The sequence below is a fragment of the Alishewanella maricola genome, assembly GCF_016343785.1.
Lineage (GTDB): Bacteria > Pseudomonadota > Gammaproteobacteria > Enterobacterales > Alteromonadaceae > Alishewanella > Alishewanella maricola.
Genome location: NZ_JAEINI020000003.1, coordinates 199,159 through 215,235, shown reverse-complemented (window position 1 = coordinate 215,235; position 16,077 = coordinate 199,159). Strand labels below are relative to the sequence as shown.

Below are 16,077 nucleotides of genomic sequence, written 5' to 3'. Positions count from 1 at the left end.
CTTAATCCTCATCGCCTAGCAAAGTTTTACGCCAGTCGGTACGCTCAAAACGCGCTAATGGATCTTCTTCTTCGTCTGCACTATCGCTGCGCGTTGCTTCGTCATCAGCGTCATCTAAGCCTAATAACTGTAACAGCTCGCTTAAGCGTGCCGTTTTGCTATTAAAGTATTTTGCATCTTTGCCGGTTAATACTTCGTCTTGCTCAACGCGCTCTAATAGGGCTTGTAGGCGCTCATCGGCTTCGATACTGGCCAACTCTTGCTCTGGTGTCAGTGTTTCAGCTTTAACCGCTTTTAACTGTGCTTTGGGTATGGCACTGACCACGTTGGGCATCTGCTCAACCAAAGTAGGCTCAGCGATTAACACGATAGGTTTTTTGCTACCAATTCGCGGATCTTTTTTGGCTTTGTTCGCTTCAGCTTGTGCATCTTTACTTTGTTGCATGCTGTTACGAGTACCCGATTTCAGGCCTGAGCCTTTCTTCTTAGTCTCTTCTTTGGTTTCTCGGGTTTTGCGGATCTCACTGGCAGGTAAATGGCGTTGGCCATTGTTGCCAGCATTGCGGGATTTTTTTTGACGCGTCATAGTATTTTGCTACCTGTAAAAAGACCGATCATTTTACCCAGCTTTGCTGAAGATCACCACATCATTCGCTGGAAATGCCACCTTAAGCTGATATTGTGCTGCTAACCAACGAAATGTGGCCTGACTGAAGAAACTAATATGTGTTGGATCTCGTCGATAATACCAATTGCTGAACGCCTCTGCTGTTGGATAACATTTGGTCATAATCGCAAGCACCCCTGCCGGCTTTAACAGTTGTAGCCATAATTGCCACTCGTTAAGCGGATCGACAAAGTGCTCAATCGCTTCGGTGCAGCTGATAAAATCGTATTGCTGCTCTAACGGGGCGGGGTCATTGGCAAAGAAGGGATCCCACACCTGCATCTGATGACCGGCTTCCTGTAACATATTTGCTAGCAACGGGCCGGGACCGCATCCAAAGTCTAAGCCACTTTTCGTGGTATTGCCCAAGGTTTGCAGTAAGGGCGCTGCCAATTTATTCAGAAATAGCCGATAACCCGCATCGTTCAGATCATTGTTGTGTAGCAAATAGTGTTGTTTTTCTTGCTCGGCAGAGAGTAGGTGGTGTCGGTCTAAAAACACCAAAGCGCATCGCTGACATTGCCAGTAAGGGGGATGCAGTTGGGCGTTATAGCGAAGGGTATCTGCATGGCCGCATAATGGGCAGATTGATTGTTGCATATTACATCCAAAACAAAGGGCGATAAGATAACCTTATCGCCCTGTTTATTCGTGCCTAGAGATGGACACATCTTCTGAATAATGCAATTCATCCTGATGCGCAGTCAACACCGTGTTGCAAATTATCCCTATATTATTGTTTGCTGTCCGTGCAAAATTTTTTTTATTTATGATCTTCCTAATGCTTTCGTAATCTTCCTTGCGCGTGGTTCACGCGTAATACCATCTTAGCATCTTCAAACACAGCGCACATAATGTGCATGCGGCTTCCTTAACCTAAATTCCCTGTTGTTTTACCGCTAACGGCGATACAGTTAATTTACTCCGATCTAATCAGATAACAAGCGCTTGAGTATAAAAAACCTGAAAAAAATTAGACTTTAGTCTATATCGTATTATTTTTCAGTGATTTAAGTTAAGTATAGAAAGTTGAAATAGTTCAATTAAAATTCAACTATAGGTGATGTCTTACATGCTTTGTAAGATATTTCTCACAAAGCGGCATAAAAAAACCGGCTTATTCGCCGGTTTTTTCTAATAACTAAGTATTAGTGTAAGCCGCCTAAGTATTGCGACAGAATTTTAATATCATCGTCAGTCAGCTTTTTGGCCACGTCACGCATCATGCCGTTCATGTCATTTGCACGAGTACCAGCACGAAATTCTTCTAGTGTGGCTTTAACATAGTCTGCGTTCTGGAAGCCGATTCTTGGGAAACCCGCTAAGCTAGTACCTGCGCCACGTGGACCATGACAGGCGATACAAGCTGGAATACCGCGATCGGCATCACCGCCACGATACAGCTTTTGACCTACTTCGATTACTTCTTCTGGTGTTGTGCCAGATGTAATGCGCTGAGAAGAGAAGTAAGCGGCTAAATCTTGCATATCTTGATCAGACAATGCAGCAACCATACCGTACATGATGGCATTAGCACGACCTTCTTTTCCGCCAGTGGTCATACCTAGCTTATAGTCGGTTAACTGTTTATATAAATATTCAGCGTGTTGACCTGCTAATTTAGGATAAATGGTTACAACGCTGTTACCGTCAGGACCATGACAAGCAGCACAAGTGGCAGATTTTGCTTTGCCTGCTTCAGCGTCACCGTCAAAAGCATTAGCTGTACCGACTAAACCGAATAACAGCGCCAGAGGAAGTATGATTTTTTTCATGTTTGATCCGTCTCAGTCCGCATTCAAAAGCCAGCTTGCTGGCAGCAATGAATAACATTAAGGTGAATTTTTAGCTATTTTACACGAAACTGCCCAAAGTAAAATCCCATACTATGGTCAAAAGCACGGCAAATGCTTCTTACTGCTCCTTTGATCCGCTACAATAGCAATAAATTAACCGCCGGAGCAGGCTGTGTCGTCTATTAAATTAAATTATCAACAAACAAGTTTTCTTACCAGCGCCCCGGATATTAAGGCATTACCCGCAGATAACGGCATCGAAGTCGCTTTTGCCGGACGTTCAAATGCCGGTAAATCCAGCGCATTAAATACTTTAACTCGCCAAAATGCTTTGGCCAGAACCAGTAAAACGCCAGGTCGTACTCAGCTGATTAATACCTTTACGTTGGCCGAGAATAAAAGATTAATCGACTTACCCGGTTATGGTTTTGCGAAAGTGCCTTTAGCTGTAAAAGAAAAATGGCAGAAGTCACTGTCTGAGTATTTAGAAAAACGGCAAAGTCTAAAAGGCTTAGTGGTATTAATGGATATTCGTCATCCGTTAAAAGATTTGGATCAGCAGCTTATTCATTGGGCGGTGCAAAGCCAATTGCCGGTGCTGATATTACTGACTAAGGCCGATAAACTGGGGCCTGGTGCTCGGAATAAAATTGTGCTGGAAGTACGTGATGCGGCCATGGCCTTTATGGGTGATGTTAAGGTGCAGGCTTTTAGCTCGTTAAATAAGTTTGGTTTACCCGAGTTAGAACAAACGTTAGATCAGTGGTTTAACGACGATAACGCGGCATAAAAAAACCGACCCAAGAGGGTCGGTTATAGCAAGCAGGGGAGAAGCTATATAATTTAATCAACAGGATGTCTTACTGTTAAGACGTGTTGATCATAACACCCAACCTATGCGGTTTAAAGTATTTACTCTAAAAATTTAACGCCTGACTCGCCTGATAGCAAAGATAAGCGTGATCTTACCGCTACACGCCAAGCGAATAAGCCTCGCGCAATCATCATTCTGACTTTTGCAGCAAAAAAAACGCCCCGCTGCAAGCAGCGGGGCGGCTAATAAAGCCTACTTTCTGAACTTCAATAGTAAAAACATACCGAAGCGAAAGATAGAATATCTTACCTCTGTACCCTACAGCGCAAATTTTAGCTAATTTTTGCACTATTGCAAGCAAAAACTGTAATTAAACTACAAAACTGAAAATGTAAGCGCTTGCTTTCGGGTTTGTGTAATTAAATTACCTTTATTAACAACGAAATTTAATGTGCTTCATCCCAGTTTTTACCATAACCGGCTTCTGCTAAAAGTGGCACATCTAATGATGCGGCACTGGCTAGCAAGGTTTTTAACTCGGCAGCAACGCGCTCAACCTCTTGCTCTGCCACTTCAAACACCAATTCATCGTGCACCTGCATAATCATTTGCACAGCGTTGTTATCTTGCTGTTCCAACCATGCCGCCACCTTGATCATGGCTAATTTGATAATGTCGGCTGCGGTGCCTTGCATGGGGGCATTAATGGCCGCACGTTCGGCGCCTTTTTGCCTGCCCATATTGCGGGCATTAATGTCAGGCAAATATAAACGGCGACCAAACAGTGTTTCAACATAGCCTTGGTCATGCGCTTGCTTTCTCGTGCGCTCCATATAATCCAGTACACCAGGGAAACGCTCAAAATAGCGGTCAACATAATGCTGTGCTTCATGGCGAGCAATACCCAGTTGTTTGGCTAAACCAAACGCAGACATGCCATAAATTAGCCCAAAGTTGACCGCCTTGGCGCGGCGGCGCTGCTCGCTAGTTACTTCATCTAAGCTAATGGCAAACACTTCAGCAGCGGTGGCTCTATGCACATCAAGACCATTAGCAAAGGCATCCAGTAAGGCTTTATCTTGCGATAGGTGCGCCATAATACGTAATTCGATTTGCGAGTAATCGATGGCCAGGATGCATTTACCGGCAGGCGCAATAAAGGCTTGGCGGATGCGTCGGCCTTCTTCGGTACGGATCGGAATATTCTGTAAATTCGGTTCTGTTGAGCTCAAGCGACCGGTGGCGGCTACCGCCTGATGATAGGAAGTGTGAACGCGCCCCGTAGCGGGATTCACCATCTTCGGCAGTTTATCGGTATAAGTAGAGCGTAACTTACTTAAACCACGATGCTCAGTGATCAGTTTCGGAAAGTCATACTCTAAAGCGAGCTCAGCGAGCACTTCTTCGGCGGTCGACGGTGTGCCACTCGGTGTCTTTTTCAATACCGGTAACTTCATCTGCTCGAACAGGATCTCTTGCAGTTGTTTTGGCGAGGCCAGATTAAATTCTTTGCCTGCTGCATCGTAAGCCAAGTGTTCTAGCTCTTTAATACGGGCAGTTAACTGTTCACTTTGCTTGGCCAACAAGTTGCTATCAATCAGCACGCCGTGGCGCTCTATTGTCGACAAAATGTTCACTAAAGGCAGCTCGATCTCAGTAAACACCTTGACCAGCTCACGACTTTGTTGCAATTGTGGCCATAGCGTTTGATGCAGTTGCAGCGTCACATCGGCATCTTCAGCGGCATATTCAGCGGCTTGGGCAAGTTCAATTTGATTAAACGTCAGCTGCTTAGCCCCTTTACCGGCTAAATCAGTAAAGCTAATAGTGTTATGACCTAAATACTTCAGCGCAAGCGAATCCATATCGTGACGGCCCGCTACCGAGTTCAGCACATAAGATTCCAACATGGTATCAAAGCGGATACCCCGTAAGGTTAATTGATAACGCGCTAACACGCTTTGATCGTATTTTAAGTTTTGGCCAACCTTGGCTTTGTTGTTATCTTCTAGCCAAGGTTGCAGTTGTGCCAAGGCCCACTGGCGATCGAGTTGCGCTGGCGCGCCTAAATAATCATGCGCTAAAGGCAGATACCATGCTTTTCCTGCTGCTGTGGCAAAAGATAAACCAACCAATTCCGCCTGCATATAATCTAAGCTGGTGGTTTCCGTATCAAAAGCGGTTAATTCTGCTTGGTTTATTTCTTGAAGCAATGCAGTAAATTGTTGTTCGTTCAGCACCGTTTGGTACTGACTGCGATCAATCACTTGCCTGACGGGTTCATCGGCGGTGTGTTCTGTCGCTGTGTGAGTAGTAGTGGCATTTTCGAGTTGCTGCGACGTGCCCGCGGTGTTCGTGTCACTGTCACTGAGGATCTCGGCTAACCAGCGTTTAAATTCGCATTGTCGGTACAGCTCGCTTAGCTGTTGCTTGTCTGTGGGACGGATCTGTAAATCGGTGAGTTGATAGGGTAATTCGACATCACATTTAATCGTGGCCAGTTGGTAAGACAACGCCAGTTGTGCTTTATGTTCTGCCAACTTGGCAGCCATATTTTTGGCACCACGAAAGGTCAGTGTGGCGACTTGATCAAGCTGTTGATAAATGTGTTCAATTGAGCCCAGCCCTTGCAATAAGGCCGCGGCTGTTTTTTCACCGACACCAGGCAAGCCAGGAATGTTATCCACTTTGTCGCCCATCAGCGCGAGATAATCGATAATCAACTCCGGCCCGACGCCAAATTTCTCTTTAACCGAGATAGGGTCGAGCAATGTATTATTCATCGTGTTAATTAAGGTGACATGTTCGTCTACCAGCTGCGCCATATCTTTGTCACCGGTTGAAATCAACGTATGACGCCCCGCAGCGCTAGCTTGACGGGCAATAGTACCGATAACATCATCAGCTTCTACGCCGCTAATACAAAGTAAAGGCAGACCCATAGCTTCGATGATCAGATGTAACGGGGCAATTTGGCTGCGTAGGTCATCAGGCATCGGCGGGCGATGTGCTTTGTACTCTTGATACATTTCATTACGAAACGTTGGGCCTTTCGCATCAAACACCACGGCCATTTCGCTGGGCTGATATTGTTTTAACAAGCTTTTAAGCATGTTCACCACACCATAAATAGCGCCAGTGGCTTCACCTTTTGAATTGGTTAAGTGCGGTGGTGAATGATAAGCCCGAAATAAATAGGAGGATCCGTCAACCAAAATTAACGGGTTTTTGGGGATATAGACCATGATAATAATTCCTGCAACGCTGATGCGTAATAGCATGCCACAGCCATCCCCCTACCACCAGCTGAACCGGTTGACTTTGCTGCGTTAAAAAGATAGTAAGCTGTGGATAACTTTGTGCAAAACCCATAGGAAAATGTCATCCTGCTTGAGGCAGAATGTTAATGGTGGTGATTTAAGTGGTTGTTTTTATTTAACTAAACGGGGAAACTGCAAGTGCCGTTATTCTTATTTTTTTGCATTGCGTAATGTGGAAAACGATTTACTGCTTGGCCCGCAATCTTCCTAGGTGCCAAATATCCTCATCAAGCAGGTCGAACAGACTATCACAATAACCGGGTTTGCCTAGCCTCTTTTTTAAAAAATTTCGCTTTAAAAAAACCGTTTTGCTGCGCCTTTTGGCATAAAGCAATAAGCATAAGCCTTTGCGGCGGTGTCGCGGCTAAAAGTTTACACATGGCAATGCAATGCGCAGCACTAACAATCTGCCTAAGCTCTTCCGTTTCGGTTGAGATGCAGGCTATAATGCGACCAATCACTTATGGCTTTCAGTATGGGATCAACACTATGAATAAATTGACAGTTGCAGTAAGTTTGCTGCTGATTACCATCGGCGTCCACGCGAGCGCAACCTCTGATGCCGACGCTATTGCAAAACGCATTGCGCCAGTAGGTCAGGTTTATGTTGCTGGTGCTACCCCAGCTGTGGCTGCCGCGGCAACAGGTCCACGCAGTGGCGAGCAAGTTTATCAATCTGCCTGTTTTGCCTGTCATGGCACGGGTGCACTTGATGCGCCAAAACATCAATCTGCTGATTGGAAGCCGCGTTTAGAGCAAGGTTTTGATGTGTTATTAAAGCACTCTATTGAAGGCATTCGTAACATGCCCGCTAAAGGCACCTGTACCACTTGTTCTGATGATGAAATTGCTGCCGCCATTCGTTTTATGACGGATGGTGTATAAACAGAACCAGCGTTTTCGTTTTAATAAAACCGCGCCAGTCGCGGTTTTTTTGTGCCGATTGGGCTATGCTTGTTTAACAGCACCCTGGTTATTTAATTAAACGAATTTGCTCTGTAGCTCTTCCATGTGTTTAAACTTTGTGCATAATAGCCCATTGTTATTATACATCTGACCAGTTTGTAATCGTTTCAGGATCGGAAGCTTGACTAAACAACGAACGCTCCAATATCAATTAAAACAAGCGGGCAATAAAATCAGACGGCTGTTGCTGTTAATCGCTCGGCAAAAAGAAGCCTATACCATTCAGGGGGCTTTGTTGCAGCTGTCAGAATTGGCCAGCCATATTAGTGATATGGCCGATTTTTATCCGGCGATCCACAAAATGGTCTCTGAGCAGTTACACGCCGAAAACTTTTATGTGGTGCTTTATGATGCTGATACTGAGCATTACCAACTGCAGTACTTCTCTGACGAAAAAGATCAGCAACTCATTACTTCTATTCCAGACAACGCTTTCTCTCGTGGCTTAACCGGTTATGTTGCTCGCTACCAGCGGCCACTGTTATGTGATGAAGAGGAATTTGACGAATTAGTGAGAAGCGGCGAGATTGAAGCACAAGGTTCACCCTCAGCACATTGGATGGGTATCCCTTTATGTCGTGGTGAAAAAATTATCGGCGTTATGGCGATCCAGTCTTATGACAGTCAGTATCGTTATAACGAGCAAGATTTAAAATTGTTTAGCAGTATTGGTTCTCACACTGTTATTGCTTTAGATCGAGTAAAGAGTCGTGAACTATTAGAAAGCACGGTGAAAGAACGCACCTTGCAATTGCAAGAAACCAACGACTTTTTACAAAAAGAAATTAGAGAACGTATCCACGGTGAAAAGCTACAGGCGGCGTTATATAAAATATCTGAGCTAACGGCCAGTAGCCAAGACATGCAAACGTTTTACCAAGCAATCCATAAAGTGCTCTGTAATTTTATGGCTGCGGAAAACTGTTATATTGCCTTACTCAACACCGATGGGACGAAATTAACCTTTCCGTTTTATGTTGACCAATTTAGCCCTGCAGCCTTTGATCGGCCACTAAGCCGAGGTTTTACCGAATATGTTATCCGCTGTGCTGAAGCGCGACTCATTAACCCTGAGCAAGCATCAATACTGGTTGAGCAAGGTGAGATCCGCCGAGGTATGAGTGGTACCACTGAGCTAGAGAAAGCAGCTCGCCATTCAAAAAGCTGGCTCGGTGCTCCGCTGAAGATTGACCAAAAAGTCATTGGGGTGGTTGCGGTTCAGTCTTATGTTGATGGTTATCATTATAGCGAGCAAGAGCTCACTATTTTACGTTTCGTTTCACAGCATATCGCGGTAGCGATCCAGCGTAAGCTTGCTGCTGAGAAACAAAAACAACATCAAGAAGAACTGGAACGTAAAGTCTTTGAAAGTACCCGTGAGTTGCGTCAAACCAACTTATTTTTACGCCTGCAAGTTGAAGAGCGTAAAAAAGCGGAGCAAAAATTGTTCTATGATGCGAATCATGATGTATTAACCGGGCTTGCCAATCGGCAGATGTTTCTGCAGCAATTAAAACAACAATTTTTATTAAATAAACGCCAACCGCAAACCGGAATGGCATTGCTGTTTTTAGATCTCGACCGTTTCAAATTGATCAACGACACCTTAGGCCATCATATTGGCGATGCGTTTTTAATTGAAAGTAGCAAACGTTTACTCAGTGCGATCCGCGAGCATGATGTGGCCGCACGCTTCGGCGGTGATGAGTTCGTGATTATGTTATTAAACTTGCAATCTGAGCAAGATGCCGAAGAAATTGCCCAGCGCATTATCGACAAATTCCGCCAGCCCTTTGTGCTAGAGAATAACAGTGTCAATTCGGGCATCAGTATTGGTATTGCGCCATTTAGCACAGACTATCACCATGCCGATGCGATGTTACGCGACGCTGATGCCGCCATGTATCACGCCAAAGCATTAGGGCGTGGTCGCTATGTGACGTTTGAATCAGGTATGCGCGATCAAATGTTAAAAGCGCTAGGTGCTAATTAGCGCTAACTGAGCGGTGTGTTTATAAGGCTAATCTTTATTCAGCATTTGCCGCAAACGTGCGATATTCGATGCCGCAGTTTGCTGGCGTTGCTCTGCAGTTTTAGGTTGATTAGGCTGTTGCCATTCCAAATCATCTTGTGGTAACTCGGTTAAAAAGCGGCTGGGCTCTGGCCGAACCACTTCTCCATATTGCCGACGCTCTCGCGCATAAGTAAAAATGAGCTCGCGCTGTGCCCGAGTGATACCCACATAAGCTAAACGGCGTTCTTCTTCGACATTATCTTCATCAATACAGCTTTGATGCGGCAAAATGCCTTCTTCCATGCCCACCATAAACACATAAGGGAACTCTAAGCCTTTCGAAGCGTGCAACGTCAGTAATTGCACCTGATCGGCGTTATCTTCTTGTTCTTGCCGTTCAAGCATGTCGCGTAAACATAATTTGCTAACGACTTCACTCAAGGGCATCGGCGGTTCATCATCTTTGCCGTTGAGCATTTCGACAATCCAGCGGTACAGTTCATTGACGTTTTTCAAGGCCATTTCAGCTGCTTTAGGGCTGTTACTGCTTTCAAACAACCAGGCTTCATAGTGACTTTGCCGGATCAAATCACGAATGGCTTCGGCAGGCTCTGCTCGCACGGCATTATCGGCTAATTGATTAATCCAATCGGCAAATTGTTTCACTGCCTGAAAACTGCGTACCGGTAAAGTATGACTTAGCCCCGGGTGGCAGCACGCTGCAAATAAACTGATGTGTTCTTGATTGGCCAGGTTACCAATTTTCTCCAAGGTGGCATGGCCAATTTCGCGGCGCGGCACATTGATGATCCGCAGCAAGGCATTATCATCATCTTGATTCACCAACAAACGCAGATAGGCCATTACATCTTTAATTTCACTGCGTGAGAAAAAAGACGTACCACCGGAAATTCGATAGGGAATACGGTTGGTCATTAGCGCTTTTTCAAACACGCGTGCTTGATGATTGCCACGATACAACAGCGCATAGTCGCGATAATGGCTGCGATGGGTAAAGCGATGCGAGATAATTTCGGCAATCACTTTTTCGGCTTCGTCTTCTTCATGCTTACAAGGTAAAACTTTTAGCGGCACACCATAGCCATTCACGCTAAACAGTTTTTTCTCAAACTCGTGCGGGTTATTGGCAATTAAGATATTGGCCGCTTTTAAAATGCGTTCTGCTGAGCGGTAGTTTTGCTCAAGTTTGATCACGTTTAATTCAGGAAAGTCTTTTTTCAATAACACCAAGTTTTGCGGCCGCGCACCGCGCCAAGAATAAATAGACTGGTCATCATCACCGACCACGGTAAAGCGGCGACGCTCGCCCACTAACCAGCGGACTAACTCATATTGGCTGGTATTGGTATCTTGATATTCATCTACTAACAGATAGCGAATTTTCTGTTGCCAGCGCTCACGTGTTGCTACATCGTGTTGAAACAGCAAGGTTGGCAGCATAATTAAATCATCGAAATCACAGGCATTACAGGCCTTGAGCATGGTGCTGTATTGCTGATAATAATTGGCTAAACTGATGCTAGCGGCATCTTGCGCTTGTTGCACAGCCAACGCAGGTAAGGTTAAGTCGTTTTTCCAGTTAGAAATTTTGCTTTGCAGCGCTTTAATCTGCTCTTTATCGCCATTGTATTCGTTGGCGGTTAACTCTTTGAGTAGCGCAAAGCTGTCTTGATCATCAAACAGGCTGAAATTAGCTTTATAACCCAGCTGTCGATATTCTTTTTTAATAATATCTAAGCCAAGGGTGTGAAAGGTGGAAATAGTTAGGCCACGGGTAGCGCTTTTCGGCAATTGGGTGTTAATTCGCTCACGCATTTCTCGTGCGGCCTTATTGGTAAAGGTCACGGCGGCAATATGACGAGCGGGTAATTCGCACTGCTGGATCAGATAGGCTATTTTATTAATAATAACGCGTGTTTTACCACTACCCGCACCGGCTAATACTAAGCAGGGCCCGGAGATAAATTTTACTGCTGCGTCTTGCTGTGGATTTAACTTCATAGTGTTTGCCTGAACTGAGGAGCTGCATTGTAACCAATTTTTGCGGTAAATTTCATTCGCGTTCTGGTCAGAAGACCGTAGAATGGTTAGATACTATCACAGTGCAGCCTGAACCCTGGCTGCCTAGCGTAACGGAGAACCTGATGTTAGATCCGAAAAAAGTTGAAGATATTGCACGACAAATTGGCAGTATTATTCCGCCACAATTAAAACAGTTTGCTGATGAATTAGAAGGCAAAGTAAAGCAAGTGCTGCAGGCAAAGCTGTCTGAGTTAGACTTTGTTAGCCGCGAAGAGTTTGATGTGCAGCGTCAAGTGCTGTTGCGAACGCGCGAAAAAGTGGAAGCTATGGAACAGCAACTGGCTGCGTTATTAGCTGAGAAAACCCAAGATTTCAGTAAAAACGCCTTACCCAGTTCTGATCAGGAATAAATGATGAGCGGGCAGTTTACTGCCCGCCATGGTTATTTTTGGACGGTTTTTAAAATTTCAGTTAAACCCGCCACTGCACCACCAATGTTCGCCAGTTCTACCGGCACGATCATGCTGTTGTTGGTTTTAGCCAGGTTGCCGAACTCTTTTACATACTGCTCGGCCACGCGTAAATTTACCGCGTTTTGACCACCCGGTTGATTGATGGCTTCAGCAATTTGTCGAATACCCTCAGCGGTAGCAATAGCGATTAATTCAATTTCTTTTGCTCGACCTTCGGCCTCGTTGATTTGTCGAGTTTTATCGGCTTCCGACAGGTTGATCACTTCCTGCTTTTGACCTTCAGACACGTTGATCATCGCTTGGCGTTCACCTTCAGACTTGGCAATCGCAGCACGGCGTTCACGCTCGGCGCGCATTTGTTGCTCTAGCGCATCTTTGATACTGACGGGCAATTCAATATCGGCTATTTCATAGCGTAATACTTTAACACCCCAAGGCGCTGCGGCATCATCCAAAGCGCGTACCACTTCTTCGTTAATTTTAGCCCGCTCTTCAAAGGTTTTATCTAAATCGGTTTGGCCGATCACAGAACGCATGGTGGTTTGCGCTAATTGTGACGCAGCATAGCGATAATTGTTAATACCATAACTGGCTTTGTGCGGGTCGATAACCTGTATATATAAAATACCGTCGATGCCGACCTGAATGTTATCTTTGGTCACGCAGGTTTGACGAGGAACATCGATCACTTCTTCTTTTAACGTGTGGGTGTAAGCAACTTTATCGATAAAGGGGATCAAAATATGAAAGCCCGAGTCTAGTGTGCGTGAGTATTTACCTAAACGCTCGACTACAACGTTACTACGCTGTGGCACAACCCGTGCTGATTTAAGGATGGTAATCACCACCGCGACAGCAAAGCCTAGGGTTAATACCGTTTGAATATCCAGTTGTTCCATAACACTCTCCTACGATTAATACGTGCTGTAAAGTTAAGACGATTGTGGCTTATTGGCCGCGACTTCGAGGTGGATGCCTTTATTGGCAATTACCCAAGCCACATCCCCGGCTTTTAATATGTCGTTAGAATGCGCATCCCATTGCACGCCATTTAACACCACACGACCTTGGCCTTGTTGAAAATCCAATAAAACCGTAACGCGATCGCCGATATCTTGGCTCAGCGAGCTGGGTTGCGTCTCACTATCAGCAGTAAAGCCGACAAACCAGCTTTTAAAGCGGCCTCGTGCGGTGAAGAGCAACAGCAGGCTGACCAGACCAAACACGCTGTATTGCATGCTGGCTGATTCAATGAGCCCAAAGTGCAATAAAATACCGACGACGATAGCGGCTAAGCCGAGGAATACCGCCACAATGCTGGTTGCCATTAACTCTGTTAAAATCAGTACCACACCAATAATGATCCAAATCATTGCTGTACTCATTTTTTCCTCCTATTTAACGGCCATTATGTAATAACATGGCTGCCCGAAAACGTGTTAGTAACTGTATATTTACATTTTATTATTAGCAAGTATTTACTCGATTTGCACTGCTAATTGTTGATCAAGGATTAATAAAAAATGCAGCACGGTTTCAACGACTTGATGATAAAACGCCAAATCTACTTTGTCGGCGGTGTCGCGCGGGCTGTGGTAATCGGGATGGTCAGCTACCCCAAAGTACATAAACGGCACCTGTTGCTGATGAAACACGCCGTGATCAGAGCTAAGGGTCCAATCTGCCGTGTTACCTGCCAGATACCAAGGGCGATCATGGGCGGGCAGTAATTTCACTGCGCTGCGAGTTTGTAACTGTTCAACTAGTGGTAATAGCCAAGGGTGATGATAAGTGCCAACGGCATACAATAATTGGTGGGTATCACGGCTTAACATATCAATATTAATGTTAAAGGCCAGATCGGCAGGTTGTAACAAGCCGGTTCGGAACAGCGCCACCGCACCTTGTAAGCCTTTTTCTTCACTGTCTAACGCAATAAACAACACCGGATGACGCAAAGGATGAGCCGTTAAATAGCGTGCCAGCTCAAGCATGGCGGCTACACCCGAGGCATTGTCATCGGCGCCAAAGTAAATATCGTCGCCGTGCATACCTAAGTGATCATAATGTGCGGTGATCACCAGTGGCTTAAGGTTAGCTTCGGTGCCGGGTAATAAACCGATAACATTTGCCGCATTATCTACGCCGGGGATAGTGGAAGACGCACCACGCAGCCAACGACGCCAAGAAAAATGTTCTGCCACGCTGTAAGGGTGCAAATAACCGTCGGTTCCAGCGGCGGTTAAACCGATTTCGGCAAATTGCTCGGCAATCCATAAACGGGCAGCAATACCACCTGGTGTGCCCGGTGCTCGACCTTGACGCTCAGCAGCGGCTAACCAGCTCAGGTCGGCTAGTAAACGATCGGGGTTTAAACGGTTTAAAGTGGGTTCAGCAACAAAGGTCGGTGTGATAACACGGATCCGTTCGGCTTCGCGTTCTGTGAGTTGATTAAGCCAAAAGGGCCAAGCCCATTGATACAATGCCCAGCCGAACAAGATGAAAATAGCGGGCAACCACAGTCGTTTTTTGTTTAGCAACGTCTTTACAGCCATGTGTCAATCGATCCTTAATACATTACAGCAGCGCAGTTTGCTGAGTGCAACAAGCCTGCTGCTCAGCGGTTAACTTCAGATTATTGTGCCGCGGTGATTTTAATTTCTATTTTCCAATGCGGATCCGCTAATTTTGCCGCTACCGTTGCCCGTGCTGGTGCACAGCCTGGGCTGAGCCATTGCTCCCATACTGCATTCATTGCCGCATAATCCGCAAAGTCAGTTAAATAAATAGTGGTATCAACCAGTTTATCCTTGCTGCTTTGACAGCGCGCTAACAAGGCATCAACTTGGCTTAATACGTTTTGGGTTTGCAGCGTAATATCATTACTGTCGGTGTCAGGCACCATGCCAGCACAAAACACTAAACCATTCACAATTACCGCTTCAGAATAACGACTAGCAGGATCAATACGTTGTATGCTCATAATCACTCCAAAAAAATAGTGCAGCAGGCATTGCTGCTTATTAAAGCTGAATTATGCAGGCTATTGTGCGGGATGGCAAAAAGGGCGTACGGAAACAGAGTTGCGTACGCCAAGCTCGCGGTTAGGATGGGGGTTATTCTGCTTTTGTGTTATGCAATGTCACCAACGTAAAGGGCTGCATTGCCGGTAACTGTTGCTGTAATTGGCGCTCTAATTGCTGTAACTGTTCAAGCTCAGCACACAAGGTTGCGGCTTGCTCTTCTAGCACTAGGGCTTTGCCTTGCATGTTTTGCTCGAGTTGCTCACCCATGGTTTCCATACGCTCGCCAAAAGCATTCATACGTTCTTCAAATGAGCCACTACCACTTAACATGCTCTTGCCAACATGCATCAACATATTGCCCATCAGTTGCTGCACCATATCTTCCATGGCCGCATCAAACTCTGGCCCAAAGGCTTGGTCTAGTTGCTCTAGCTTGCTGCCATTCAATAGCAAGGTATCGCCTTGTTGTCTTACCACTAAGTCTAAGCTTTGGCGAAGGTGTGCAAAAGCCGGTTGCAGTGCGCTTTGTTCCATGTCTGATTGGCCAGTTAACCCTGCAAACGTTTGCTCTAAGGCGGTGGTGGCTAACTGCAAAGCGTTGTTAACTAAATTCAGCGTACTGAAAGCTTGCTGGCGAACACTTTGCTGGTATTGCTGTAATAGCGCCGCAGTACTGGCATCGGTAGGGTGTAATTGCTCGGCAAGCCACAATTGGCCTGAGTTTGAAATACGCCACAGCGGCTGCTCTTCAGCTTGCAGGCTGACATCTTGCGCTGTAATGCGTAAATCATGCTTTAACGTTAAATGACAGTTTTCTGCTGCACTGAGTTGCCCAACAAAAAAGACACAGCAAATAAGTAATAAGGTTCTCATGATCAGTCCTTGGTTGTATTTCAATCACGCTGAGTAGTTTGCAAAGCCAATGCCAACTGCACATTATTGAATTTAATAGCTTTAA

Annotated in this window: 14 protein-coding genes; 4 read left to right on the top strand and 10 right to left on the bottom strand. The window is 45.5% G+C overall.

Features of this window, described 5'->3' with window-relative positions; genetic code table 11:
* Position 1: 1 nt before the first annotated feature.
* The 3 genes from yihI to JAO78_RS06495 form a co-directional block, all read right to left on the bottom strand.
* The gene (gene yihI, locus JAO78_RS06505; RefSeq protein ID WP_226750555.1) at positions 2-586 is read right to left on the bottom strand and encodes a Der GTPase-activating protein YihI; all 585 of its coding nucleotides are present in this window, start codon (positions 584-586) and stop codon (positions 2-4) included.
* Positions 587-619: 33 nt separating this feature from the next.
* A complete protein-coding gene (locus tag JAO78_RS06500) occupies positions 620-1,267 on the bottom strand; it encodes a class I SAM-dependent methyltransferase (protein ID WP_226750554.1) in 648 nt (215 codons plus the stop codon).
* 548 nt (positions 1,268-1,815) lie between these two features.
* On the bottom strand, positions 1,816-2,442 hold the full coding sequence (locus JAO78_RS06495; protein ID WP_226750553.1) for a c-type cytochrome: 627 nt from the start codon (positions 2,440-2,442) through the stop codon (positions 1,816-1,818).
* Positions 2,443-2,635: 193 nt separating this feature from the next.
* On the opposite strand from JAO78_RS06495, the gene yihA reads away from it, so the two are divergent.
* Entirely contained in the window at positions 2,636-3,253 is a 618-nt protein-coding gene (yihA, locus tag JAO78_RS06490) for a ribosome biogenesis GTP-binding protein YihA/YsxC (protein ID WP_226750552.1), read from the top strand.
* A 470-nt stretch (positions 3,254-3,723) separates the two neighbouring features.
* Here the strand turns inward: yihA and polA are convergent, their stop codons facing one another.
* Entirely contained in the window at positions 3,724-6,522 is a 2,799-nt protein-coding gene (gene polA / locus JAO78_RS06485) for a DNA polymerase I (protein ID WP_226750551.1), read from the bottom strand.
* A gap of 564 nt (positions 6,523-7,086) precedes the next feature.
* Here polA and JAO78_RS06480 point away from each other — a divergent pair.
* On the top strand, positions 7,087-7,482 hold the full coding sequence (locus JAO78_RS06480) for a c-type cytochrome (protein WP_226750550.1): 396 nt from the start codon (positions 7,087-7,089) through the stop codon (positions 7,480-7,482).
* A 202-nt stretch (positions 7,483-7,684) separates the two neighbouring features.
* The gene (locus JAO78_RS06475; RefSeq protein WP_226750549.1) at positions 7,685-9,556 is read left to right on the top strand and encodes a sensor domain-containing diguanylate cyclase; all 1,872 of its coding nucleotides are present in this window, start codon (positions 7,685-7,687) and stop codon (positions 9,554-9,556) included.
* A 27-nt stretch (positions 9,557-9,583) separates the two neighbouring features.
* Here JAO78_RS06475 and rep read toward each other — a convergent pair whose 3' ends face one another.
* Positions 9,584-11,599, bottom strand: coding sequence for a DNA helicase Rep (gene rep, locus JAO78_RS06470; protein WP_226750548.1), 2,016 nt, complete (start codon positions 11,597-11,599; stop codon positions 9,584-9,586).
* Between the two features lie 143 nt (positions 11,600-11,742).
* On the opposite strand from rep, the gene ubiK reads away from it, so the two are divergent.
* Positions 11,743-12,030: a ubiquinone biosynthesis accessory factor UbiK gene (gene ubiK, locus JAO78_RS06465; protein WP_226750547.1), complete on the top strand. Its 288-nt coding sequence runs from the start codon at positions 11,743-11,745 to the stop codon at positions 12,028-12,030.
* Between the two features lie 32 nt (positions 12,031-12,062).
* Here the strand turns inward: ubiK and JAO78_RS06460 are convergent, their stop codons facing one another.
* The 5 genes from JAO78_RS06460 to JAO78_RS06440 form a co-directional block, all read right to left on the bottom strand.
* The gene (locus JAO78_RS06460) at positions 12,063-12,992 is read right to left on the bottom strand and encodes an SPFH domain-containing protein (protein ID WP_226750546.1); all 930 of its coding nucleotides are present in this window, start codon (positions 12,990-12,992) and stop codon (positions 12,063-12,065) included.
* Positions 12,993-13,025: 33 nt separating this feature from the next.
* Positions 13,026-13,478, bottom strand: a complete 453-nt coding sequence (locus JAO78_RS06455; protein ID WP_226750545.1) for an NfeD family protein — start codon at positions 13,476-13,478, stop codon at positions 13,026-13,028.
* Positions 13,479-13,571: 93 nt separating this feature from the next.
* Positions 13,572-14,648, bottom strand: coding sequence for a M20/M25/M40 family metallo-hydrolase (locus JAO78_RS06450; RefSeq protein ID WP_226750544.1), 1,077 nt, complete (start codon positions 14,646-14,648; stop codon positions 13,572-13,574).
* 80 nt (positions 14,649-14,728) lie between these two features.
* A complete protein-coding gene (locus JAO78_RS06445) occupies positions 14,729-15,076 on the bottom strand; it encodes a RidA family protein (RefSeq protein ID WP_226750543.1) in 348 nt (115 codons plus the stop codon).
* 133 nt (positions 15,077-15,209) lie between these two features.
* Positions 15,210-15,992: a DUF2884 family protein gene (locus JAO78_RS06440; RefSeq protein WP_226750542.1), complete on the bottom strand. Its 783-nt coding sequence runs from the start codon at positions 15,990-15,992 to the stop codon at positions 15,210-15,212.
* Positions 15,993-16,077 lie beyond the last annotated feature (85 nt).

What these genes read in the sequence shown, in the direction of transcription:
- ubiK (WP_226750547.1), top strand. Translation starts at nt 11,743, where the DNA reads ATGTTAGATCCGAAAAAAGTTGAAGATATTGCACGACAAATTGGCAGT.
- JAO78_RS06445 (WP_226750543.1), bottom strand. Translation starts at nt 15,076, where the DNA reads ATGAGCATACAACGTATTGATCCTGCTAGTCGTTATTCTGAAGCGGTA.
- JAO78_RS06500 (WP_226750554.1), bottom strand. Translation starts at nt 1,267, where the DNA reads ATGCAACAATCAATCTGCCCATTATGCGGCCATGCAGATACCCTTCGC.
- JAO78_RS06450 (WP_226750544.1), bottom strand. Translation starts at nt 14,648, where the DNA reads ATGGCTGTAAAGACGTTGCTAAACAAAAAACGACTGTGGTTGCCCGCT.
- polA (WP_226750551.1), bottom strand. Translation starts at nt 6,522, where the DNA reads ATGGTCTATATCCCCAAAAACCCGTTAATTTTGGTTGACGGATCCTCC.
- JAO78_RS06480 (WP_226750550.1), top strand. Translation starts at nt 7,087, where the DNA reads ATGAATAAATTGACAGTTGCAGTAAGTTTGCTGCTGATTACCATCGGC.
- JAO78_RS06455 (WP_226750545.1), bottom strand. Translation starts at nt 13,478, where the DNA reads ATGAGTACAGCAATGATTTGGATCATTATTGGTGTGGTACTGATTTTA.
- yihI (WP_226750555.1), bottom strand. Translation starts at nt 586, where the DNA reads ATGACGCGTCAAAAAAAATCCCGCAATGCTGGCAACAATGGCCAACGC.
- JAO78_RS06460 (WP_226750546.1), bottom strand. Translation starts at nt 12,992, where the DNA reads ATGGAACAACTGGATATTCAAACGGTATTAACCCTAGGCTTTGCTGTC.
- rep (WP_226750548.1), bottom strand. Translation starts at nt 11,599, where the DNA reads ATGAAGTTAAATCCACAGCAAGACGCAGCAGTAAAATTTATCTCCGGG.
- JAO78_RS06495 (WP_226750553.1), bottom strand. Translation starts at nt 2,442, where the DNA reads ATGAAAAAAATCATACTTCCTCTGGCGCTGTTATTCGGTTTAGTCGGT.
- JAO78_RS06440 (WP_226750542.1), bottom strand. Translation starts at nt 15,992, where the DNA reads ATGAGAACCTTATTACTTATTTGCTGTGTCTTTTTTGTTGGGCAACTC.